This window comes from Fluviicola chungangensis (genome assembly GCF_007558725.1).
Taxonomy (GTDB): domain Bacteria; phylum Bacteroidota; class Bacteroidia; order Flavobacteriales_D; family Crocinitomicaceae; genus Fluviicola; species Fluviicola chungangensis.
The window spans coordinates 25,103-46,404 of sequence record NZ_VLPL01000005.1 but is presented as its reverse complement, the minus strand read 5'-3'; the positions used below and the strand labels follow the sequence as shown (position 1 = coordinate 46,404).

Below are 21,302 nucleotides of genomic sequence, written 5' to 3'. Positions count from 1 at the left end.
CATAACTCTTGGTTAGAAAAAACCATTATTTTTAAGCTATGAAGTACTTTAATTTTCACAAGCGGTGCTTGCTCTTAATCTGTGTGCTGACCTTTTCAAAAGGGATCTTTGCGCAGATTGATTCAAAAGATTGGGTATACGAATATTCCAACGGAAAGAAATATGCGGTTCATATTGCCCAGGCTGGAAATACGCTGTGGGGAATTCATACCACGTACAATGTTCCGGTAGAAGATATCGTTGCAGCAAATCCCGGGATTGAAAAAGGAGTAAAAGAAGGTTTTCGTTATTTGATCCCGCTTGGCGGAGCAGATATGAAAGTTCAGAGTGGGACTATCGTGCGTGAGCACACGGTTGAAAAAGGAGAAACAGCGTTTTCCATCGCTAAGAAATATAATTCTTCCGTAGATGATTTGTTGAAATACAATCCCGGAATTGATAAGGGATTGAAAATAGGACAGGTACTGAAAGTGATTATTGCTCCGAATGCTGAAACAGTTCCTCCCAAGCAGGTAGAGAAACCTGCGGTGTCGGTTCCGTCAGTTACATTTACAGACACCGTTTTGGTTTACGAGGTCAAAGCAGGTGAAACGCTTTATACCATTTCCAAACGCTTTATGGTCCCGGTGAATGAACTTCAAAAGTTCAATAACCTGAAATCAACGAATATCAAGACCGGAGATATCTTGAGAATCCCTTTGAAAAAGGAAAATGTGAAACAGGTTCCGATCCGCGAAGTTAAACCTCAGGAAGAGGTTCGAAAAGTAGACGAAGAACTGATCTTTAAATCAAAAGCAAAATACAACATTGCAGTATTGCTTAGTTTCGGGTTGAATGATAAATCCGGAAACTCCGCACTTAAAAACCTGGCTACCGAGTTTTATATGGGAGTGGAACTGGCTGCTGATTCCCTGGAAAAACTGGGATTCGATGCAACGATCAAAGTTATTGACATTCCATTGGACTCCATTGGAATTATGAAAGTCCTGAATACCGCCGAAATGAAGGGAATGGATCTGATTTTCGGGCCATTGGTCCCGCAAAGCGCAGATGTTGTAGGAAGATGGTGCGGACAGCAAAAAATTCGCATGATATGTCCTTCGGCATGCAACAGTTCCTTGCTGAAGAGCAATCCGTATATCTACGCTTCGGTTACAACAGATATGACCCAGCAGGAGATATTGGCAAAATATACGATTGATCAATTTAAGACTGCCCAAGTTGTTTTAATCAACCCGGGAAATTCAAAAGACCAGGAATTATTTGATGCTTACAGGAAACGGTTCATCGAACTTTCAAAGAAGAACGGAAATATCAAACTCATCGAAGCAAAGCTAAGTGACTTCACGACATTTATTCGCAAAAGCGGTGAATCAGTGGTGGTTTTCCCTTCGCGTGATAAAGGAAATGTGATCAGTTTTATCAATAACCTCCATAAAGCAGTGGGAAAATCCCCGAATGCCGATGTCACTGTTCTCGGAGTGAAAGAATGGGGCGGTTTTGACGACATTTCAGGATATTACAAAACGAAATACAAGATCACCTGGGCTTCTTCCAGTGATTTAAACTATTCGTTGCCCGACACACAAACCTTACTTCGGTTGTACCGCAAGAAATACAGGGCAGACATGAATAAAGCCGGAGCCCATGGATTTGATGTCTTTTATTATTTTACAAGGACTTTACTGATGAAAGAAGAAGTACCGGGTGAAGTAATTAATGCATTTAATCTGAAAACAGCTGCTCCAGGTGGAGGATATGAAAATCAGTCGTGTTTTATTTTGAGACACGAGGACTATGAATTAATTCGGGTTGGAGTTTTCTATGAATAAGGAGACAATTGGACAGGAGTTTCGTGCATTGCAGCTTTTTATCTGCAATGAGTTGGAGCGTGTTGACGGAAGCGGGAAATTCTCGGAAGATGCATGGGAACGCACGGAAGGAGGCGGTGGTAAAACACGTACCATTCGAAAGGGTTCCGTGATTGAAAAGGGTGGAGTGGCTTTTTCCGAAGTGTACGGACCAGTATCGGAAGAAATGAGGACTCAGTTGAAACTGGAAGGAAATCACTTTTACGCGACCGGGGTTTCCATTGTATTACATCCGAATAACCCGCACGTACCAATCATTCATATGAATGTGCGTTACTTTGAACTGGATAATGGAATTCACTGGTTTGGCGGCGGAATAGATTTGACTCCGCATTATGTCATCCACGAACAGGCTGTTTCGTTTCATCGAAAATTGAGAGCGGTCTGTAATAAGTACGATGAATCCTTCTACCCGAAATTTAAGGAATGGGCAGATGACTATTTTTATTTACCCCATAGGTCTGAAACCCGCGGAGTAGGAGGGATTTTCTTTGACCATTTGAATAACCATTTCCAGCTGAACAAAGAGCAATTATTCCGTTTCTGTGTCGATTTAGGAGAAAGCTTTCCGTTCCTTTACGAAGAACAGGCCGATTTGGGAAGAAACAAAACTTTTACCGAGTCTGAGAAACAGTGGATGAATTACCGTCGTGGGCGTTATGCGGAGTTTAACCTGGCATTTGACAGGGGAACTAAATTCGGTTTGTATTCGGGCGGAAGAACGGAATCTATCCTGATGAGCATGCCTCCGGTTGCCGAATGGGAGTATAATTACCAACCGGAAGAAAATTCATTGGAAGAACAAACACTTCGCTATCTGAAAGAAAAACACAGCTATTTATAAATAAATAATAGCGACGTAACATATCCTGTTTATGCAAATCACATCAACCGATCAGATACAGGTGTGGTAAAACTAAAGTTTTCTTACATTCTTTGTAAATATCTTTAAGATTCCTTCAATACCTGTTATTTTTAACAAAATGAATTTTATTTACAGGCAACTATCCCTTCATTCTTCCGTAACTTTGTTGTATCAATTAATGATTTATTAAATGATTGTGAAGAAGAATTTAGTTGGATTGATGTTATTCAGTCTAATACTTATGACCGGTGCTGCCTATTCTCAAATGCAACCGGCTTGTCCCAATGCAAATTTCTCCCAGGGAGGATTTAATAACTGGACTGGGTATACAGGATCAATGATTTCACCAGCAAATGAAGCGACGACTCCGGTAATTCCTGCTGTTTGGGATCCATTCCAGGTAAATGGAACAGTTATGGGCAGACATACAATAGTGTCAACGCCTGGAACTGATCCTTATACATGTGGTGGATTATCAATATTGCCTCCCGGATCTTTTGTTGTTGCAAGATTAGGGGATGCTAATAGCAATTCCATGGCGGAAGCCCTGACTTATTCGATGCCAGTAACAATAGATAATGCCTTGTTGATTTATAAGTACGCTGCGGTTTTAGAGATTGGACCTAGTCACACTGAATATACACAACCAAGATTGAAAATTACAATAAGGGATGTAGCAGGAAACCAGATTGGAGGACCTTGCGGTGTCTATGATGTATATTCAGATCAACCTGGTCAGAATTTTCAAACTTGTAATGGTGTGTCTTGGTTACCCTGGTCGACTGCCGCATTAGACTTATCGGCATTTATCGGTCAGACCATTCAGGTTGAATTTGTAACGCAGGACTGCTCACAAGGTGCTCATTTCGGATACGCTTACGTTACCATGAGTTGCCAGCCACTGAAATTGACTGTTGAATATTGTATGGGAAACAATAATGCTACCATAACAGCTCCAACTGGTTTCAGCAGTTATTTATGGAGCAATGGAGCAACGACTCCTTCTATTACCATCCCGAATCCGGCACCAGGAAGTATTTATTCCTGTGAACTGACAACCCTGACTAATGCAGGATCTTGTTCGGTTATCATAGAAGCACCTTTGGAACCTACAATCGTAGAACCGAATTACACCTACACACAAAATTGCGGGCAATTAAACGTACAGTTTACGAATACTTCTACTGTAAACAACAATGCGATTGTGGCGAATCTCTGGAATTTCGGTGATAATACCACTTCCACTCAAACCAACCCGAATCATACGTATACGACACCTGGTGTTTATGATGTGAGACTGGTTTCCTATGAAACGGCGGGGTGCAGGGATACGATCATTCAGCAAGTGACGGTGAAATCGATTCCTACTGCTGATTTTACCGTTCCAAATACGTGTATGTTGTCGCCTGTTACAGTGGTAAATACTTCTACGGACCTGATAAACCAAAGTATGACCTATTCCTGGGATTTTGGAGACGGGACACCGCTGGAAACAAGCGCCAACCCGACACATAGTTATCAAACAGCAGGAACGTATACGATTACTTTAGTTGCGACCAATGCAGACGGATGTACGCACACCCGCGTAAGAAATATTACCGTTTATGACCTTCCTCCTGTAGAAGCAGGAGTGGATCAGCAGCTTTGTCCATACGTTCCAATGACCTTGAACGGTTCCGGTGCTATTTCTTACACCTGGGATAACGGAGCTGTGAACGGAACACCTTTTATACCGACTGTTGACGGAAAATACATTGTAACAGGAACGGATGCAAACGGGTGTATGAATAAAGACTCCTTAATGGTTACCTTCCTTCCTGCACCGGTCGTTTCGGCAGGACCGGATGTAACAGTTTGTGAAAATACTCCCGTTACATTTACCGGAACAGGTACGGCAACAACGTACACATGGGACAATGGAATTACCGATGGACAGGCATATGTTCCCAATGTTGGAACTTACACGATTGTTTTGCACGGATATGATGCCTCGAATTGTTTCGGTCTGGATACAGTGATCTTAACAGTGAATACGTTGCCGAATGTGAATGCGGGACCAGACCAGATTATTTGTGAAGGAGCATCTACCGTTTTGGCAGGTTCCGGTGCAAGTACGTATGTTTGGGATAATGGAATTACAGATAATGTGTCCTTTTCACCGGCAAGTACATTGACGTACACGGTTACCGGTACTTCTGCTGTGGGTTGTGAGAATACGGACGAGGTTGTTGTTGCCATCGAAGAACCGATTGCAATTGCGATTGCACCGGCTTCAGGACCGGCTTGTGAGCCTTTTACGGCAATGATCTTTAATAATTCCACCGGGACACCGAGTGTGAATACCCAATGGTCATTCGGAGACGGGAACACCTTGTCCAGTATAAATGATACGGTGACCAACTTGTATGAAAACCAGGGATGTTATGACGTTACGGTTACTTCTACTACCGCTTTGGGCTGTGTCTGGTCGCAAACTTATCCGAGTTTTATTTGTGTATATCCTAACCCGCATGCGGCATTTACCGCCAATCCGGGAGTGATTTCCGTAATTTCTCCGGAGTCTGACCTGGTAAACTTATCAACGGGTGCAACTCAGTATATCTGGAATTTTGGTGACGGAACAGAGATCTCAAATGATTTTAATCCGACCCACACTTTTGTGGTGGAACCTGAACAAAATTTCGCGGTAACATTGGTCGCTATTTCAGAACATGGGTGTGTAGATTCCATTACGAAGGTGATATTAATGGAAAAAGGTGTAATTTTGTATGCACCGAATTCATTTACGCCGGATGGAAATCAATTTAATCCTGTTTTCCTTCCGATTGTTACTTCGGGAGTAGATAAAAACCAATACGAATTAGAAATCTTCAACAGATGGGGTGAATCCGTTTTTAAAACGAATGATACACTGGAAGGTTGGGATGGTACATATAAAGGAATTGCTTGTAAAGAGGGAATGTATTCATGGAAAATTACGTACAAGACTTCATCAAGTGATGAAAAAAGAGAGCAATTGGGGCACGTGAATTTACTGCGTTAATTCCTTTGCTGTCGCTTAACAAATTCGATGATTTGTTATTAATAAAATTCAAACCCAGTAAGAAAGGGAGTCCAATCAGGCTCCCTTTCTTCTTTTAATCTCTTCTTTAATCAATTTCAATTCTCTGCCGGTTTGTCCTTTTACGGAGGTGTTTTCGTCGGCCCTTCTGAAAAGATAAGGGATCACTTCTTTCACTGGGCCGTATGGAACGTATTTGGCAACATTGAATCCTTGTGAAGCCAATGTATAAGAAATGTGGTCACTCATTCCCAATAACTGAGCAAAGTAAATGCGCTTATCTGTTTTATCAATTCCTTTTTGTTCAATCAAATTGGCAAGATACGCCGATGAGTCTTCGTTATGAGTTCCTGCGCACAAGGCCATTTGAGAAAAAATCTCCGGTTCCGTTAAGAATTCCAATGCCTTGTTGTAATCCGCATCACACGTGTTTTTATCCGGTTGAATAGGGGAAGGGTAGTTATTTTCAGCGGCTCTTTTTCGTTCTTTTTCCATATAGGCACCACGGACCAGTTTCACTCCGTAATGAATGTTTTGAGCTTTTGCCCATGCAATGCTTTCTTTCAGAAACTCCAAACGGTCGTGACGGTACATTTGGACCGTATTAAAGACAATTGCACGTTCCTTGTTGTATTTCAGCATCATTTCGTGTGTAACCCGGTCAATCACGTCCTGGATCCAACTTTCTTCCGCATCGATGAATACCGGCACATCGGCTTCAAATGCTTCTTTACAGATACGGTTAACGCGTTCTACCGTTTCATGATATTCCTTCAATTCACTTTCGGAAATATGATCGATTCCGGTATTGGTCAGTTCCAGTAAACCGAAGCGTGAAATCCCGGTCACTTTAAATACGGCGAATGGAATTCCCGGATTGCCTTTTGCTTTGTGAATGGTCGCAATGATCTCTTTTGTCGTGTATTCGAAATCCTCTGCACTGGTCTTTCCTTCCACCGAATAATCCAAGATCGTTCCCACATGGTGCTTCCACATGGTATTGATTGTTGAAGTACATTCCTCAATGGTTTCTCCTCCACAGAATTGTGCAAAGATGGTTGATTTGATCATGCCTTTGATCGGAAGACCGACATTCAAACCAAAGCGTGTCAATCCTTTCCCGGATTTTACAAGAAATGGGCTTGCCATAACAGAAAAAAGAAAATGAGCACGTTTCAGGTCCTTATTGGACTTATGTTTGAACGCAATTTCTGTGTTATTAAAAGATATCATAGGGCAAAATTAATCGCTTTCGAGTATTTTTGTTCACCTTTAATCTGAATTTATTTGTTACATCATTGAAATTAGGACTTTGAAAAAAATAAAATGTAATTCTTATAGCGTAGAAGTAGGTAATCTGGAACTTTCTTCTTTTCCCGTATTGCTTCAGGAATCGTACAGAGATGTGCGGAAAGTGATCGTGGTGGATGAGAATACACACGATTTTTGTTTGGAATACCTATTGACTGCTTTTCCAACTCTTGAAGATGCGGAAGTGATTTTGTTGCCTACCGGAGAAGAGAATAAAGTCATGGAAGTATGTTTCCAGGTTTTGGAGGCACTTTCGGATTATGAAATTGTCCGATCGGACTTGGTGATCACGCTTGGAGGAGGAGTGGTCAGCGATATGGGAGGTTTCATCGCTTCCATATATAAAAGAGGGCTGCCCTGTATTCATATTCCTACTTCTTTAATGGGAATGGTAGATGCCGCTATCGGAGGAAAAACAGGGATTGATTTGGGAAGCTTTAAGAACCAGATCGGAACGTTTTACAATCCGGTTGCTGTTTACGTAGATCAGCGCTTTTTGGAAACATTACCAGAGGAAGAATGGAAAAGCGGATTTGCAGAAGTGTTGAAACACGCGTTGATTGCGGATAGAAAGGAATGGGACCGGTTGATATCGAGTAGCCAGGGGGAATTGTTTTCGGAGGAAAACGTCAAAATGATCCTTGAAAAATCGATTGCCGTAAAGGCGAATATTGTGAATGAAGATCCGATAGAAAAAGGAAAACGCAAGTCCTTGAATTTTGGCCACACAATCGGTCATGCAATTGAAGGGTATTATTTGGACCTGAACCCAATGTCGCACGGTAATTGTATTGCACTGGGAATCATCGCGGAAGCCTTTTTATCCAATCAGAAGGGAACACTGGAAACGGAAGAATTGAATGAAATTGTTCAGGTGATGATGGCTTTGTATCCATGTCCGGAGGATTTGCTGACGGGGGTCAGTATTATGCTTGAATTGATGAAAAACGATAAAAAAAATGATCAGCTAGGGGTGCGAACCTGTTTTTTAAACAAAATCGGTGAATGCTCGTGGAACCATTTGATTGATGAGAATGATATCAAGGCAGCATTTAATTATTTGTACCAATGTTATTATAAAAATTAAATCCCGTAGGGACGCAAGGCATTGCATCCATGCTAATTTTAGGAATCTGCTACCGCAGATTTGTTATCAAAAGCAGTGCTTTTTCTTATTTCTTCAATTCCAGCAATTTGGATTTAATCTTCTCTAGTTTATCGATCAATACTTCATGCTGGTTTGCATCAGCAAGGGTCTTTTCTCCTGATTTTAAAGCCTTTTTGGCTCCGTCGAGGGTGTATCCCTGTTCTTTTACGAGTTGGTAAATCTTGTTAAAATGCTCGATGTCCTTTACTGTAAATAAGCGGTTTCCCTTTTTGTTTTTCTTGGGTTGAATGACGGTGAATTCTTTTTCCCAAAACCTTATCAGTGAGGTGTTTACTTCAAATATGGCAGCAACCTCTCCGATGGAGTAATACAACTTGGTTAATACAATATTTTCTAATTTACTCAAGACCAATCATTTTGATTCTGTGAAAATAATGATAATTTTGCACCGTCAGAAATATTATGTCCTTAAAAACTTACATATTTTCGATAGCTGTCATTCTAATGAGTAACGCGATTCAGGCGCAAACAGCTACAGGTTCTTTACCTCAAAAGAGTCAGGTGTCACCTGACACCCTATCGAAGAAAGGCAACACATCTGCCTCACAGGCAATCACTTCCGGCGATTCGGCTCCCAAAATCAATAAGCAGGTAGAAGAGATTATTCAATTTGCCAAGAAATTTTTAGGAACACCATACCACTATGCAGGATCAACGCCATCCGGTTTTGATTGCAGCGGTTTCATATACTATGTTATGGGGAACTTCGGAATGCGTTTATCCCGCTCTAGTCCCGGAATTGCCGAATTTGGAAAAACAGTCAAGTTGTCCGAATTGCAGCCGGGAGACCTGATGTTCTTTAAAGGCAGAAATACCCGTTCGTCTGGTGTGGGACACGTTGCAATGGTGGTCGAAGTGAAGGAAGGAATCATCAAGTTTATTCACAGTTCCACTTCAAGAGGTGTCATTATTGATACGTTCAATAATAGTGGTTATTATGTTCCACGTTATTTAAAATCAAAGCGTTTGGATTACGGAGGGATCACACCTAAGAATTAGTGCCTGGATTTGATGGTAATCAAATGCCATACCAGGTAAGCAATACATAGAAATGCCATTCCTGCACCAAATAAGAATACATTCCAGATCGATTTCAGATTGTTTTGATACCATAAATTAGTCGCTAACGCGCCGCTCAAAATGCCGAATTCCAGTGCGATAAACATGGTTCCCGTTCCGCGGCCACGCCTGTTCTTTTCCGAAAGATCGGCTGTCCAGGCAAAAATCGTCGGCGAAATAATTCCGGTAGCGATCCCGAAAACGACGGATGAAATGTAATACCACGTTTCTGTCTTCGACATACCGATTAGGACCATCGAAGTACACAGAATAACCATTCCAACTGCAAGTGTTTCTCTTCTACCGTAAGTATCGGAAACTTTCCCGGTGACCAGACGGATCAGGATGGTAGCCAGGACATAAAAAATAAAAAAGGCACCTTTGTTTCCGATGTGCAAATGGTCTGAAATGTCGGGAGACAATACAAGAATGATCCCGGAACACATGGCGGAAAGGAACATCACGATAGCAACAGGGATCACACTGGGCTCAATGATCTCATCGGGTTGAATACGCAAATTACTCCACTGGAACGGCGCTGTTTTGGCCAATGTTTCTTTGACGTTAAAAAACAATATGTAAGACAGGGCTGTAAACAAGGCTGCTGTAAAAAACAAGGCATTCCGGTTCCCCGTTTCAACAAGGAAGCTGGATAATCCTTGCCCGATTCCCATCCCGATTGAAATGAAGGTTCCCCAAAGTCCCATTCCAAAACCCCGTCTGTCTTCCGGAAGAATGTCGGTAATCAATGCGGTTGCCCCGGTAGGATAGAAGCCCACGCTGAATCCATGCAGAAAGCGAAGCAAGAGAAGAAACCAGGCAGCAAATGCGAAAGGATAAAGGGAGCAAACTGCCAGTGAAATCAGCAATCCGATCAACATGACTTTTTTGCGGCCGATAATATCCGAAAGTTTTCCTGAAAATGGCCTGGAAACTCCTGCAGAAATCGTAAATAAACCAATGATTAATCCTTTTAAACCGGGAGCTCCCAAGTCTGTTAAAAATGCATTCATCTCCGGAATCACTAGGTTGTAACTCGTTGTAAAAAGAAGCATGGAGAAGCTTAGCTTCCAAAAGTTGGAACTATACGTTTTCAAGATAGGGTAAAAATAAGCAAACTCTTTTGGTTGAAAGGGCAATCCGGATTTTAAAAACTGTCGTTTCTCCTAAATTATTTTCGCACTGACGTTTGTCATAATTTAGTCTTCAAAAGCTGTGCTTTTTCTTATTTTTGATAAAAAGAACAAATGATAAAAGAAGCCACATTGGGTGCGGGATGTTTTTGGTGCATCGAGGCATGTTATAAAGATTTGAAAGGAATTGTTTCTGTTACTTCAGGCTATGCAGGCGGACATGTGGACGAGCCAACGTATAAACAAGTTTGTACCGGTACGACGGGGCATGCGGAAGTAGCACGCGTTGTTTACGATGATTCTGTTGTATCATTTGATGAATTACTGGAAGTATTCTGGTTTGTACATGATCCGACACAATTAAATCGTCAGGGAAACGATGTCGGGACGCAGTACCGGTCCGTGATTTTCTATCACGATGCAGAACAAAAGGAAAAAGCATTGGCTTACAAAGCAAAATTAACGGAGGAGCATGTTTGGGAAAACCCGATTGTCACTGAAATTTCCCCGATTTCGAATTATTTCCCGGCAGAGGATTACCACCAAAACTATTTAGAACTGAACCCGGGTAATGCTTATTGTCAGGCGGTAGTGAGACCGAAGTACGAGAAATTCAAAAAGGTGTTTGCGGACAGATTGAAGTAAAGACTTAAGATAAAAGACTATAGACTTAGGACTCAGGTTTGTCTCTGGTCATTTGTCTATAGTCTCAAGTCTTTAATAATTACAATTCGTCGTCGTCTGCCGGAGGTGGTCCTGCAGGTTTTCCTTTTCCACCTTTTGCATCTTGCTTTTCAGCACGTTTTGCCTGCATTTTTTCGCGTTTTTCTTTTTCCCAGGCTTCGTATTTCGCATATTGATCGCTGGTAAGTACTTCTTTGTACTGTGCGTTGCGTGCGTTTTGAGTTTCCTTTAACTGGGCCATTTTTTGTTCCCTTGTTAAAGCTGAATTGTCTCGGATCGCATCGTTTTTTTGAGCGATACCTAAATTAATGTCGTGAATTTTGGCGGTTTGTTCATCGTCCAGACCCAGTTTAGTCTTCATTCTTTGTGCAGAGTTGTTTGCTCTTTCTTCTGCCGGTTTGCGTTCTCTTTTTTCGTGTTGCTGAGCCATTGCTGTTCCACCAACTACGAGCGCCATTGCTAAAATAAGTGTTTTCATACGAAACTATTTTATGATTCTTGTTGGTAAGACACAAATTATGCCAATTGGTTTAATCGGGCAATTTCTGTTTTATTATTGTACTTTCGGGTTGTCATGCAGAAAGTATTTTTCATCCTGATTGTTGCAATTACCGGGGCAGCTTGCTCAATTGTAACGGCTTCCCGCACAAAAGGAAGAGAAGTGTTCATGAATCACAAACATCTTTCCGCGGTTCCGTTTGAATTGTATTATGATTCTTCGATTACGAAAATTTCTCTTTTCGGGAACCAGATTACGGATATTGACAGCGAGATCGTCAATCTTTCGAATTTAGAGGTGCTTTATCTGGGGCGTAATCGTATGAAGAGCTTCCCGACAGCAATTTGTAACCTGAAGAACCTGAAAGTCCTCAGTTTGGCGTATAATGATATTGATTCGATTCCGGATTGCATTTGCCGGCTCCAAAACCTGGAACGTCTTTTCTTGTCGAATAACAAACTGGTATACGTTTCCGATTCCCTGGCAAGCCTGAAAAAGTTAGAACAATTGGACCTTAACCGCAATTCCATCAGGAAGCTCCCGGAAGATTTGGGGTATTTATCGTCCATCCAGTTCATGGACCTGAGTTTCAATAACCTGGATAAATTACCGGATTCGATGCAATACATGCGAGGAATGCGGGAATTGAACCTGCAATACGCCGGTGCTATGCTCCGGATTCCCGAATCGGCCTGTAGTTTAAGAATGCTGGAGAAAATAAAGGCAGATCCATCAATCGTGTTCCCGGTTTGTTTTTTAGCGCAACAAACGAACCGGTTGGTGATTTACATCGAACCTTGAACCCTTCCCCAGAAATAAAAGAGCACAAAATCGTAGCTTGCATGCGCGGCAATGCAAAACCACAATCCCTGTTCTCCGGAAATCGCATAGCTTAAAACTGTGATAAACAGGCAGACCAATAACCCGTATTTCGTGGTTTCCCAATCTTTGGGATTGATGTAACCGTGAATGGCAACAAAAGCAACGGAAGCCAAAACCGGGTGCAGCCACTGCTGAATGGCGATCCTGAACAGGATTTCTTCCCCGAATCCGGCACAGAGCGATAAAAAGAGAATATCAGCAATATTTAGCTGCATGGACCGGATGAGCTGGTGTTGAACTGAAAAGCTTTTCCGTGCTGTTTCCGTGTTGGTCACTATGAGCATAAAGATCCCGAATACGATCCCGTATTCCGCCCCGATTCCTGTCCAAATACCGGTAAGCTGCTCCAGTTGTAAAAAATCACTTATTTCGGGCATCCCGCAGAGAAGCCAGCCCAATGGAGCCATCAGTAAGGTCGCAAATCCCAATAAGTAAACTTTCCATTTCGACATTTACGTCAGTTTAGTGATAATGGATCGGTGATCAGGATACAGGGAAATTAAATCCTCTGAAGAAAATAATTCGAAATCCCGGAAATCAAAACCAGGAGCTACTGCACAGGAAACAAATGCATAAGCAGTGTCATCTTTCAGGCGGGAACCGAAAATCGTTCGGGCCGGAACAACATGGAACGGAACTTCCTGTCGGCTTAAATCCAGCCCCAATTCGGTAATCTGGTGCGTCCCATCGGGTAACAAACTGTGAATCAGCAAGGGAGATCCTTCGTGAAAATACCAGCACTCGTCTGACTGGATCCGGTGAAACTTCGATACGCTATCACCGGTAATTAAAAAATAAATGCTCGTCAGTAAGTTTCGGTCCTTCCCCGGGACAGTTTCTGCAGATCGATAGGTTTCCACGTAAAAACCACCTTCCGGATGACTTTTTAACTGGAATGTTTCAATCAGATCTTTTGCTCTTTGAGGAAGTTCCATTTATTCTATAATGGGTTGGTTGACGGGATCTTTCTTCTTTTTGGACGACGGAATGAAATACCTGAAATCAATCGTGAAATAACCTGCCGAAATTGGTTTGTAACCAAATAATTGATGGGATGTTCCGCTTTGTCTGAGAATAGAAACTCCAAAGAAAGGTGGTTTAAAGGGAACTTTTGCACCAAATCCCAGGAAGAATGTCCCTGCTTTTTCGGTTCTGTATTCAAATCCGACTCCGGCATTGAATGCAAAATAAGTACTGGCGGTCCGTCTTCCCTGGATGATAATGGCTTTTTTGGCCTCCGGGAGCATGGAATCCTGGACATCCGAAGGATAATGTGTGATAGAAACACCCAAAGAAGCATCGGTATACCACTTTTCAGTCATTCTAACGTAAAAAAGGGCATTGATGGGAATATCGTAATTGACAAAGGAGAGTTTTTGACTATCATAAATATTGGAATCGGGAATTGAAACACCTACATCGTAAATCCTTCTGACCTGGGAAATTCCTGTTTCGAGGCTGATACTTTTAGATAACCCGATCCGGATGGTGGCTCCGAAAGTAAATCCCCATTTGTTATGAAAGTCGGTTGACATGGTGCCCGAACTGTCCAGGAATTCAGAATGTACTGCCCCGATAAAGTTGTTTGGAATAACCGGTGAAGCAACAACTCCGAAATAAGATGGAAAACGCTCCTTTTTTCGTTTTTGCCCGAAAGTACCAATCGAAAAAGCACAAATAAATAGGATTAATAGGAATTTCTGCATTGTACTTTTTCTCTTTTCTTTTTATAACGCGTTTTATTTTTAACCGGTTGGTAGTTTAACGTAGATTTATCTGAGTTATTGTTTCCACTCTGTCAGGTATTCAATGGGTTTTCGCTGACCTTTGGGCCATTCGATGGCCGGGTAACCGAGGTAAAATAATCCGACACATCGTTGCCCTTTTCCCAATTCCAGGAATTCATTGAACCGTTCGGATTTCATGATTCCGGGAGTGGACCAGAAAGCACCTATTCCTTGTGCTGTAGCTGTTAAGTGCATGTTTTGAACGGCACAGGAAATAGCTGCAAAATCATCTTCTTCGGAGATACGTGTATCTTCTTCCCTGTTCAGGATAATGGCAATTACAGCACCTGCCATTTTTGGTCTGCTCATCAGTTTTCCCAATTTGCTGTCTACTTGTTTTTCTTTCGGGATTTCTGAAAGATAAATACTTCCCAATGCTTCGGAAAGGTCGTTTAAGGCATTATCCTGGAAAACAATGAACCTCCACGGTTGTGTCATTCCATGTGTAGGAGCCCAAATAGCATTGTTCAGCAACAGTTCTATTTGTTCTTTATGAATTTTTCGAGTACTGAATTGTTCCGGGTAAATAGTTCTTCGATCGCGAATAATCGCTGTTACTTCACTTAGATTGTAACGCATTCTTTCATTTTTCTGTAAAAATAATCTGAATTCGCGAATTACAGTGTACCTGTTTAGCGATCTGATCCATTTCCTTCTTTAAGTGCTTTTTGGATCATGAAGAAGATTTTGTCGATGGTATCGTACGAACCATTCGGAATCGGACCCAGAGCCGGTGCATTAACCACGTAACTGAAGGGATCGATCAGCACGTAATAGGGATAATTCACTACATTGTAGTTCTTGAAAATGGAATTACTTTCGCTGGTTGAAATGACTTTCCATGGCAGTTCATTTTTCAGTTTAGCTGCATCGACTTCCGGTTTGTCCTTATAAACCATCACAAAGTGAATCTGGTCTTTGTAGCGTTCGTAGATCGGTTTCAATAAATTTAGTTGCTTCATATTGTCCAAACTGGAAGGATCTACAAAGAACAAGTACAGGTATTTTTTTTGAAAACTGTGAAGTGTCAGATCGCTTCCGTCGTCCTTCAGAAGAAAATCGGGAGCTTTCGATCCCTGACTCAATTCCGTTAACCGAAAGCGCAGGTTTTGGGCAATGATTTTATTTTCGGGATATTTTGCGTTTTTGGAAACACTGTCGAGGATCGTTAAAATATTGGTTTGAGGATAATCCTTATCGTAATAACATTCGGAAAGTGTTTTCAGCATAATCAATTCGCGCAGTTTGTACTGTTTGGACAGGGTGTATTCTCTGGAAAGCGCTCTGCTGATAGCTGTGGGGCTTGATTTTAGTATTCCCAGGTAATACTGGTTATTCAATTCAACATTGATACGCGGCACCAGTTTTTCATAAAAGTGCAGAATATACTGCATGTATGCTTCATTTTGATAGTAGATCGGGGTAGACTGGATGTAGAAATCAAACTTTTCGTACTGGTTCCTGTTTCCAAGAAAGCGGAGATCATCCAATTTCGCGATGGTGTATCTTCGGTGGTAGTTAAAGTAGCGATCTGTTGTATCGGATTTATAGTATCTTTCAACATCCATCTTAAAAGTATCCAATCGTGCTACAAAATACTTTGAATCCGCATTGTGTTTGGTGTAGTATCGGGCAATAAATTCGTCATTCCAACGGTTGAATTCCAGAATTTTGTAGTTAATATCCTCTTTCTCCAAACCGTAGAAAACCAATTCCACGAAGTTTCCGGAAGGATTGTAGGGATCGTATTTGCTTTTTTCAGGGAACAGCACGTTGTATTTCGCAGAGGGATTGGCAAATAAGTTGGCTTTGTTGTTATCCGCTTTCAGGATCAGTTTTCGTGTTTCATCCAAATTGAAAACCAGGCTGAACGTACTGTCGGCTTTAACGGTAGACGAGGCAATGCGTTCTTCCCTCATGGTAATGTAATCAGAAATCTGGTAGACTTCTATTTCTTTTCCTACATAAGCCGGAGCAAACCCGTTGATCTCGGTAAGTGTTTGTGCCTGTATTTGAGAAAATGCAATGACAACAAAAAGAAAAAAGCTGTATTTGTTCATGTTTAATTAACGAGCTGATCGAAATTTGTTACATACTTATCAATTTTCCCGCCATTTTTATAGATCTCCCGGATAATGGTTGCATTGATTGCAAAAAGAGAAGTATCGGGAATTAAAAATACGGTTTCGATCTCGGTCATGGAACGGTTCATCAATGCGATCGGAACTTCGTAATTGAAGTCTTTTACATCTCTCAAACCGCGCAGAATGTAAGAACATCCTTCGTCTTTACACATTTCCACGGTCAGTTTTTCATAGGTAATCACCCGGATCTTCTGTTCGCCTTTAAAGCAACTTTCGATGTGTCTTAATCGCTTTTCAAGGGGAAATAAATAATTCTTGTTGGAATTGACCCCTACCGCGATCACGATTTCGTCAAACAAACCAAGTCCTTTTCTGATAATATCTTCATGACCTTTGGTGAAAGGATCAAATGATCCCGGAAAGCAAGCCTTTTTTTTCATGTCATTCAAAATTGAAAGAAACTAAAGTAAACATTACCAAAGTTCCTGGTTTCTAAATATCCTTCTTCCTGGCTCAAATCGGTTTGTTTTCCGTGTTCGATCAGGCAGATGCCCCCTTCGTTCAGGAGTTTCCGTTCGCGTATGATGCGAACAATGCTGTCGTGAAAAGTGAGATCGTACGGCGGATCTGCAAAGATCAGGTCAAAGGTATCGCTGCAATTGTCCAGGTAACCTCGCACTTCGTTTTTGATAATGAGCCATTCATCCCCGATTCCCAGTTCTTTTTTCAGCTTGTACATGAACTTGATGCAAACAGGATGTTTGTCAACGGAAGTAATGTTTCCTGCTTCGCGTGACAGGAATTCCAGTGAAATATTTCCCGTACCGGCGCATAGATCCAGGATGTTGAGATTGACCAGGCTATACCTGTTTTCCAGTACATTGAAGATTCCTTCTTTTGCAAAGTCCGTTGTGGGTCTTGAAGGAAAGCTTTTGGGCGGACTGAACCTTCTTGCTTTGTAAATGCCTCTTACTATACGCACAATGTCTGGTATTGAAGGTGAGTGGACGGTTGAATTTCTATTTTTGACTGGGAAAACAACCCGATCGTTTTTAAATGGGATTCCAGTTTTTTTTGCGTGCTTTCAATTTGGTCTCCCGTACCATGCAGGAATAATTCGTTTTTCGAATCGATTTTAAGCTGGGTAAATGCGGTTGCCAAATGATAGACAATATCTTCTTCACTTTGGTATTCCTGGATACTGGTATGTACAATATTTCCGTCTTTCCGGATCACGAGTGAAAATTGTTCTTCGTGAATAACCAAGTGACTGCGCAACGGAATGAGCGATCCCGTGGTCAAATGCCTCAGTACATGTGCTATTTCATGCTGAATAACAATTCGGGGAGCTTTCAGGATCAAAACCGATTTAACCCACATCGGGAGCTGGTAAATGATTACCGCGCTCCATTCGGGTAAGCGGTTGTAATCGACGTCACTTTTCGAAATCGTTTTATGTACGGTGTATTGCAGTAATGTTTCTGGTACAGAGGCTGCGAACAGGGAATTCGGAACCAGGCAAAATTCCTGAGAAAAATAAGAACAGGAAAAGTTTTCGAAGCGATCCAGATTACCAATTTTTTCGATAACCTGTGTCAGGACTTCTTTATAGCCGACATCTGTTCTTTTCGTACAATTTGCTTTTTCCAACAACTGAATTTCACTTCCGGTGAATTGAAAGGCTGCAATGCTTTGTTGCGTAATTTCGAGTATTAACTGCACAAACGTGTTTTCTACAAATATAAGAAAACTCATTTGGGTTGTTCTCTAATTCGGAGTGAGTTTATCTTGTTCAGTGATCCGGTTTTTCGCCAACGGATTAATAAATTCTAAGATTGTTTGGTTTATGTATGAGTTGGTAAAGAGCTTGATTGCCTGAGTTGTGTTTTTATTGCACGCAGATTAATAGATCTCGCAGATTTCCTGGTTGGAGCGATGGTTGTTTTTATTTTAAATTATTGTGTGGGAGTTAATAAAGAGAGCTTGATTGCCTGAGATGTATTTTTTATTGCACGCAGATTAATAGATCTCGCAGATTTCTTGGTTGAAAGTAATGGTTGTTTTTAGATTTTCGCCCGGAGGGAATCAACTATCTGCGTGATCTGTGAGATCAGCGTGCGAATTGTGTGTGATGTTAGTTTTCCCTGTACTTACTATTGATTTTTTATTTTAGATTATCCTGAATGAGTTGGTAAAGAGCTTGATTGCATGGGGTGCGTTTTAATTGCACGCAGATTAATAGATCTCGCGGATTTTCTGATTAGAGTGATGGTTGTTTTTAGATTTTCGCCCGGAGGGAATCAACTATCTGCGTGATCTGGAGAGCTAGCGTGAAAATTGTAAGTGATGTTATTTTGTGCTAATAGTTTGCTTCATAAGTTATTTACTATTCGGGCAATGCCTTCACGCATGTTGGAGGTGTTGAAATTAACCAAAAGTCCAAGTTTTAGATTCGTCAGTCTGAGATAGGTAGTCAACTGCTTAAAATGAAGAGCAGAAAAATCAGTTACTGATTTAAGCTCAATAATCACCTTGTCCTCTACAATTAAATCAAGTCTATATGCTACATCTAGTCTTACATCTTTATATAAAAATGGAACTTCAATTTGGCGTTCAACTTTTAATCCATCTTTTTTAAGCTCATAGTATAAAGCTGCTTCATATACACTTTCCAGTAATCCCGGACCAACGGTATTGTAAATTTCGAAGATAGCCCCTCTGATTTTGTATGATATTTCGTTTTCTGTCATAGACTGAAGCTAAGGACAAAAAAGAAAATACCTACTATTGATTTTTTAGATTTTTTGTTTTAAATTATTGTGTATGAGTTGGTAAAGAGCTTGATTGCCTGAGTTGTGTTTTTATTGCACGCAGATTAATAGATCTCGCAGATTTCCTGGTTGGGGCGATGGTTGTTTTTATTTTAAATTATTGTGTGTGAGTTAATAAAGAGAGCTTGATTGCATGGGGTGTGTTTTTATTACGCGCAGATTAATAGATCTCGCAGATTTCTTGGTTGAAAGTAATGGTTGTTTTTAGATGTTCACCCGGAGGGAATCAACTATCTGCGTGATCTGTGAGATCAGCGTGCGAATTGTGTGTGATGTTAGTTTTCCCTGATACTTACTATTGATTTTTTATTTTAGATTATCCTGAATGAGTTGGTAAAGAGCTTGATTGCATGGGGGGTGTTTTTATTGCACGCAGATTAATAGATCTCGCAGATTTCCTGATTGGAGCGATGGTTGTTTTTATTTTAAATTATTGTGTGGGAGTTGGAAAGAGCTTGATTGCATGGGATGTGTTTTTTATTGCACGCAGATTAATAGATTTCGCGGATTTTCTGGTTGAAAGTAATGGTTGTTTTTAGATGTTCACCCGGAGGGAATCAACTATCTGTGTGATCTGGGAGGCTTGCGTGGAAATTATGGGTAATTTTAGTCTATGGATCCGTTGTCTATTCAGGAAGAGTGTTATCGTTTAATCCGTTCTTTTTTTGGGCATACACCCAACGAAGAGCAGGAATTGTTGATTCGACAACTTTCGGGTTTTACGTTTGATGAGGAGAATCCTGCCTGCTTTATTTTGAAAGGGTATGCCGGGACAGGGAAGACAAGTATTCTGGGAGCTTATATCCAGGCTCTGCATGTGTTAAAACGCAAGACCGTATTGATGGCACCAACCGGAAGAGCTGCCAAAGTCCTTTCATTTCGGTCTAAAATGCTTGCCACGACTATTCATAAACGGATCTATTTTACCGGAACGGGACCGGATGGAACCGTGAAATTGCAATTGGCACCGAACAAATCGAAGAATACCATCTTTATTATTGATGAGGCTTCTATGATCGGAGATTATTCGCTGCAGACCGACGGAAGTGTTTCCCGCAATTTGCTGGAAGACGTTTTCCAATATGCTCTGAGTGGAGAAAACTGTAAACTGATCCTGTTGGGGGATGAAGGCCAGCTTCCACCGGTCGGTTCGGATGAAAGCCCGGCTTTAAGTACTGTTTATCTTGATCAGCATTTTCCGTTGGTTCATTTTACTGCTTACGGACTAACTTCGGTGGTCAGACAGCGAACGGATTCTGGAATCCTGGAGAACGCAACACGGATACGCCAGGCACAGAAGGAAGAGACCATTCCGCAACTGGATTTGCATTCCTTTCCGGATGTACAAGCAGTACCGGGTGATGAATTGATCGAGAAAATCGAATCGGCATACAGCAATTTCGGAGGAGACGAAGTCATGATCGTTACACGCTCAAATAAACGTGCTAATTTGTACAACCAGCATATCCGGAGCCGTATTTTAATGATGGAAGAGGAGCTATGCGGTGGCGATTTGCTGATGGTGGTTAAGAACAACTACTTTTGGCTGGACCCATTGAGTTCTGCCGGATTTATTGCAAACGGGGAGCTCCTGAAAGTACACCGAATTCGGCGAATAGAGGAAGTTTACGGGGTGCGTTTTGCCCACCTGGAAGTTTCCCTGATCGATTATCCGGACCTGGACCGATTTGAAACCATTGCTTTCATGGAAACACTAACAATGGAACAGCCGAATCTGGATCGCGGTTTCCTGAAAAACCTGTTCTTTGAAATAGAGAAGGACTTTATGCACGAACATAACAAGCAGAAGCGCTACCGGGAAATCATGAAATCTCCTTATTTCAACGCACTTCAGATCAAGTTTGCCTATGCGGTGACGTGTCACAAATCACAGGGAGGTCAATGGTCGGTAGTGTTTGTAGACCATGGCTACCTGGAGTTTGAGCAGGTTGATTTTTCGTTTTTACGCTGGCTTTATACCGCTGTTACACGGGCAAGTGAACAATTGTATACCGTGAATCTGATGGAAGAGCTGGTTGAGAGTCAAAACTGATGGAATCGGGATTG

The 21,302-nt window shown here is 41.5% G+C and carries 21 protein-coding genes; 8 read left to right on the top strand and 13 right to left on the bottom strand.

Annotated elements, in window-relative coordinates:
• Window positions 1-38 precede the first annotated feature (38 nt).
• The 3 genes from FO442_RS11025 to FO442_RS11015 all read left to right on the top strand — a co-directional run bounded on the left by FO442_RS11025 (window position 39) and on the right by FO442_RS11015 (window position 5,779).
• Window positions 39-1,832: a LysM peptidoglycan-binding domain-containing protein gene (locus FO442_RS11025; RefSeq protein WP_144333248.1), complete on the top strand. Its 1,794-nt coding sequence runs from the start codon at window positions 39-41 to the stop codon at window positions 1,830-1,832.
• Window positions 1,825-2,715: an oxygen-dependent coproporphyrinogen oxidase gene (gene hemF, locus FO442_RS11020; protein WP_144333247.1), complete on the top strand. Its 891-nt coding sequence runs from the start codon at window positions 1,825-1,827 to the stop codon at window positions 2,713-2,715. The genes FO442_RS11025 and hemF overlap by 8 nt, the downstream gene beginning before the upstream one ends.
• A 217-nt stretch (window positions 2,716-2,932) precedes the next feature.
• A complete protein-coding gene (locus FO442_RS11015; protein WP_186280068.1) occupies window positions 2,933-5,779 on the top strand; it encodes a PKD domain-containing protein in 2,847 nt (948 codons plus the stop codon).
• A gap of 75 nt (window positions 5,780-5,854) precedes the next feature.
• Here FO442_RS11015 and FO442_RS11010 read toward each other — a convergent pair whose 3' ends face one another.
• Window positions 5,855-7,030: a proline dehydrogenase family protein gene (locus FO442_RS11010; RefSeq protein ID WP_144333245.1), complete on the bottom strand. Its 1,176-nt coding sequence runs from the start codon at window positions 7,028-7,030 to the stop codon at window positions 5,855-5,857.
• Window positions 7,031-7,109: 79 nt separating this feature from the next.
• On the opposite strand from FO442_RS11010, the gene aroB reads away from it, so the two are divergent.
• Complete coding sequence (gene aroB, locus FO442_RS11005; protein ID WP_186280066.1) at window positions 7,110-8,195, top strand: 3-dehydroquinate synthase; 1,086 nt, start codon at window positions 7,110-7,112, stop codon at window positions 8,193-8,195.
• A gap of 85 nt (window positions 8,196-8,280) precedes the next feature.
• Here the strand turns inward: aroB and FO442_RS11000 are convergent, their stop codons facing one another.
• Window positions 8,281-8,622, bottom strand: coding sequence for a MerR family transcriptional regulator (locus FO442_RS11000; protein WP_144333243.1), 342 nt, complete (start codon window positions 8,620-8,622; stop codon window positions 8,281-8,283).
• A gap of 98 nt (window positions 8,623-8,720) precedes the next feature.
• Here FO442_RS11000 and FO442_RS10995 point away from each other — a divergent pair, with 98 nt between their 5' ends.
• Window positions 8,721-9,275, top strand: a complete 555-nt coding sequence (locus FO442_RS10995; protein WP_186280064.1) for a C40 family peptidase — start codon at window positions 8,721-8,723, stop codon at window positions 9,273-9,275.
• On the opposite strand, the gene FO442_RS10990 is transcribed toward FO442_RS10995, so the two are convergent.
• Window positions 9,272-10,432: an MFS transporter gene (locus tag FO442_RS10990; protein WP_281281577.1), complete on the bottom strand. Its 1,161-nt coding sequence runs from the start codon at window positions 10,430-10,432 to the stop codon at window positions 9,272-9,274. The genes FO442_RS10995 and FO442_RS10990 overlap by 4 nt on opposite strands.
• 150 nt (window positions 10,433-10,582) lie before the next feature.
• Here FO442_RS10990 and msrA point away from each other — a divergent pair, with 150 nt between their 5' ends.
• Entirely contained in the window at window positions 10,583-11,113 is a 531-nt protein-coding gene (gene msrA / locus FO442_RS10985) for a peptide-methionine (S)-S-oxide reductase MsrA (protein WP_144333240.1), read from the top strand.
• A 79-nt stretch (window positions 11,114-11,192) separates the two neighbouring features.
• Here the strand turns inward: msrA and FO442_RS10980 are convergent, their stop codons facing one another.
• Window positions 11,193-11,630 carry a hypothetical protein gene (locus FO442_RS10980; protein ID WP_144333239.1) on the bottom strand — a complete coding sequence of 146 codons (438 nt, stop codon included), beginning with the start codon at window positions 11,628-11,630 and terminating at the stop codon, window positions 11,193-11,195.
• A gap of 96 nt (window positions 11,631-11,726) precedes the next feature.
• Here FO442_RS10980 and FO442_RS10975 point away from each other — a divergent pair, with 96 nt between their 5' ends.
• Window positions 11,727-12,452 (top strand): leucine-rich repeat domain-containing protein, encoded by a 726-nt coding sequence (locus FO442_RS10975; RefSeq protein ID WP_144333238.1) that lies wholly within the window; start codon window positions 11,727-11,729, stop codon window positions 12,450-12,452.
• Here the strand turns inward: FO442_RS10975 and FO442_RS10970 are convergent.
• From FO442_RS10970 to FO442_RS10930, 9 genes are all read right to left on the bottom strand, one after another.
• Window positions 12,437-12,985: a CPBP family intramembrane glutamic endopeptidase gene (locus FO442_RS10970; protein WP_144333237.1), complete on the bottom strand. Its 549-nt coding sequence runs from the start codon at window positions 12,983-12,985 to the stop codon at window positions 12,437-12,439. The two genes, FO442_RS10975 and FO442_RS10970, sit on opposite strands and share 16 nt — an antisense overlap.
• A complete protein-coding gene (locus FO442_RS10965) occupies window positions 12,986-13,468 on the bottom strand; it encodes a cupin domain-containing protein (RefSeq protein WP_144333236.1) in 483 nt (160 codons plus the stop codon).
• Entirely contained in the window at window positions 13,469-14,239 is a 771-nt protein-coding gene (locus FO442_RS10960) for a hypothetical protein (protein ID WP_144333235.1), read from the bottom strand.
• 75 nt (window positions 14,240-14,314) lie between these two features.
• Window positions 14,315-14,899: a nitroreductase family protein gene (locus FO442_RS10955; RefSeq protein ID WP_144333234.1), complete on the bottom strand. Its 585-nt coding sequence runs from the start codon at window positions 14,897-14,899 to the stop codon at window positions 14,315-14,317.
• Between the two features lie 53 nt (window positions 14,900-14,952).
• The gene (locus FO442_RS10950) at window positions 14,953-16,380 is read right to left on the bottom strand and encodes a peroxiredoxin family protein (RefSeq protein ID WP_144333233.1); all 1,428 of its coding nucleotides are present in this window, start codon (window positions 16,378-16,380) and stop codon (window positions 14,953-14,955) included.
• A gap of 2 nt (window positions 16,381-16,382) precedes the next feature.
• Window positions 16,383-16,844, bottom strand: a complete 462-nt coding sequence (gene coaD, locus FO442_RS10945) for a pantetheine-phosphate adenylyltransferase (RefSeq protein ID WP_144333232.1) — start codon at window positions 16,842-16,844, stop codon at window positions 16,383-16,385.
• Window positions 16,845-16,849: 5 nt separating this feature from the next.
• Window positions 16,850-17,386 carry an RsmD family RNA methyltransferase gene (locus FO442_RS10940; RefSeq protein WP_144333231.1) on the bottom strand — a complete coding sequence of 179 codons (537 nt, stop codon included), beginning with the start codon at window positions 17,384-17,386 and terminating at the stop codon, window positions 16,850-16,852.
• Entirely contained in the window at window positions 17,377-18,159 is a 783-nt protein-coding gene (locus FO442_RS10935) for a DUF3822 family protein (RefSeq protein WP_144333230.1), read from the bottom strand. The genes FO442_RS10940 and FO442_RS10935 overlap by 10 nt, the downstream gene beginning before the upstream one ends.
• 617 nt (window positions 18,160-18,776) lie before the next feature.
• Window positions 18,777-19,154, bottom strand: coding sequence for a GxxExxY protein (locus FO442_RS10930; RefSeq protein ID WP_144333229.1), 378 nt, complete (start codon window positions 19,152-19,154; stop codon window positions 18,777-18,779).
• A 694-nt stretch (window positions 19,155-19,848) separates the two neighbouring features.
• On the opposite strand from FO442_RS10930, the gene FO442_RS10925 reads away from it, so the two are divergent.
• Window positions 19,849-21,288 carry an ATP-dependent DNA helicase gene (locus FO442_RS10925; RefSeq protein ID WP_144333228.1) on the top strand — a complete coding sequence of 480 codons (1,440 nt, stop codon included), beginning with the start codon at window positions 19,849-19,851 and terminating at the stop codon, window positions 21,286-21,288.
• Window positions 21,289-21,302: the final 14 nt, after the last annotated feature.

What these genes read in the sequence shown, in the direction of transcription:
- FO442_RS11025 (WP_144333248.1), top strand. Translation starts at nt 39, where the DNA reads ATGAAGTACTTTAATTTTCACAAGCGGTGCTTGCTCTTAATCTGTGTG.
- hemF (WP_144333247.1), top strand. Translation starts at nt 1,825, where the DNA reads ATGAATAAGGAGACAATTGGACAGGAGTTTCGTGCATTGCAGCTTTTT.
- FO442_RS11010 (WP_144333245.1), bottom strand. Translation starts at nt 7,030, where the DNA reads ATGATATCTTTTAATAACACAGAAATTGCGTTCAAACATAAGTCCAAT.
- FO442_RS10995 (WP_186280064.1), top strand. Translation starts at nt 8,721, where the DNA reads ATGAGTAACGCGATTCAGGCGCAAACAGCTACAGGTTCTTTACCTCAA.
- msrA (WP_144333240.1), top strand. Translation starts at nt 10,583, where the DNA reads ATGATAAAAGAAGCCACATTGGGTGCGGGATGTTTTTGGTGCATCGAG.
- FO442_RS10980 (WP_144333239.1), bottom strand. Translation starts at nt 11,630, where the DNA reads ATGAAAACACTTATTTTAGCAATGGCGCTCGTAGTTGGTGGAACAGCA.
- FO442_RS10975 (WP_144333238.1), top strand. Translation starts at nt 11,727, where the DNA reads ATGCAGAAAGTATTTTTCATCCTGATTGTTGCAATTACCGGGGCAGCT.
- FO442_RS10970 (WP_144333237.1), bottom strand. Translation starts at nt 12,985, where the DNA reads ATGTCGAAATGGAAAGTTTACTTATTGGGATTTGCGACCTTACTGATG.
- FO442_RS10965 (WP_144333236.1), bottom strand. Translation starts at nt 13,468, where the DNA reads ATGGAACTTCCTCAAAGAGCAAAAGATCTGATTGAAACATTCCAGTTA.
- FO442_RS10960 (WP_144333235.1), bottom strand. Translation starts at nt 14,239, where the DNA reads ATGCAGAAATTCCTATTAATCCTATTTATTTGTGCTTTTTCGATTGGT.
- FO442_RS10955 (WP_144333234.1), bottom strand. Translation starts at nt 14,899, where the DNA reads ATGCGTTACAATCTAAGTGAAGTAACAGCGATTATTCGCGATCGAAGA.
- FO442_RS10950 (WP_144333233.1), bottom strand. Translation starts at nt 16,380, where the DNA reads ATGAACAAATACAGCTTTTTTCTTTTTGTTGTCATTGCATTTTCTCAA.
- coaD (WP_144333232.1), bottom strand. Translation starts at nt 16,844, where the DNA reads ATGAAAAAAAAGGCTTGCTTTCCGGGATCATTTGATCCTTTCACCAAA.
- FO442_RS10935 (WP_144333230.1), bottom strand. Translation starts at nt 18,159, where the DNA reads ATGAGTTTTCTTATATTTGTAGAAAACACGTTTGTGCAGTTAATACTC.
- FO442_RS10930 (WP_144333229.1), bottom strand. Translation starts at nt 19,154, where the DNA reads ATGACAGAAAACGAAATATCATACAAAATCAGAGGGGCTATCTTCGAA.
- FO442_RS10925 (WP_144333228.1), top strand. Translation starts at nt 19,849, where the DNA reads ATGGATCCGTTGTCTATTCAGGAAGAGTGTTATCGTTTAATCCGTTCT.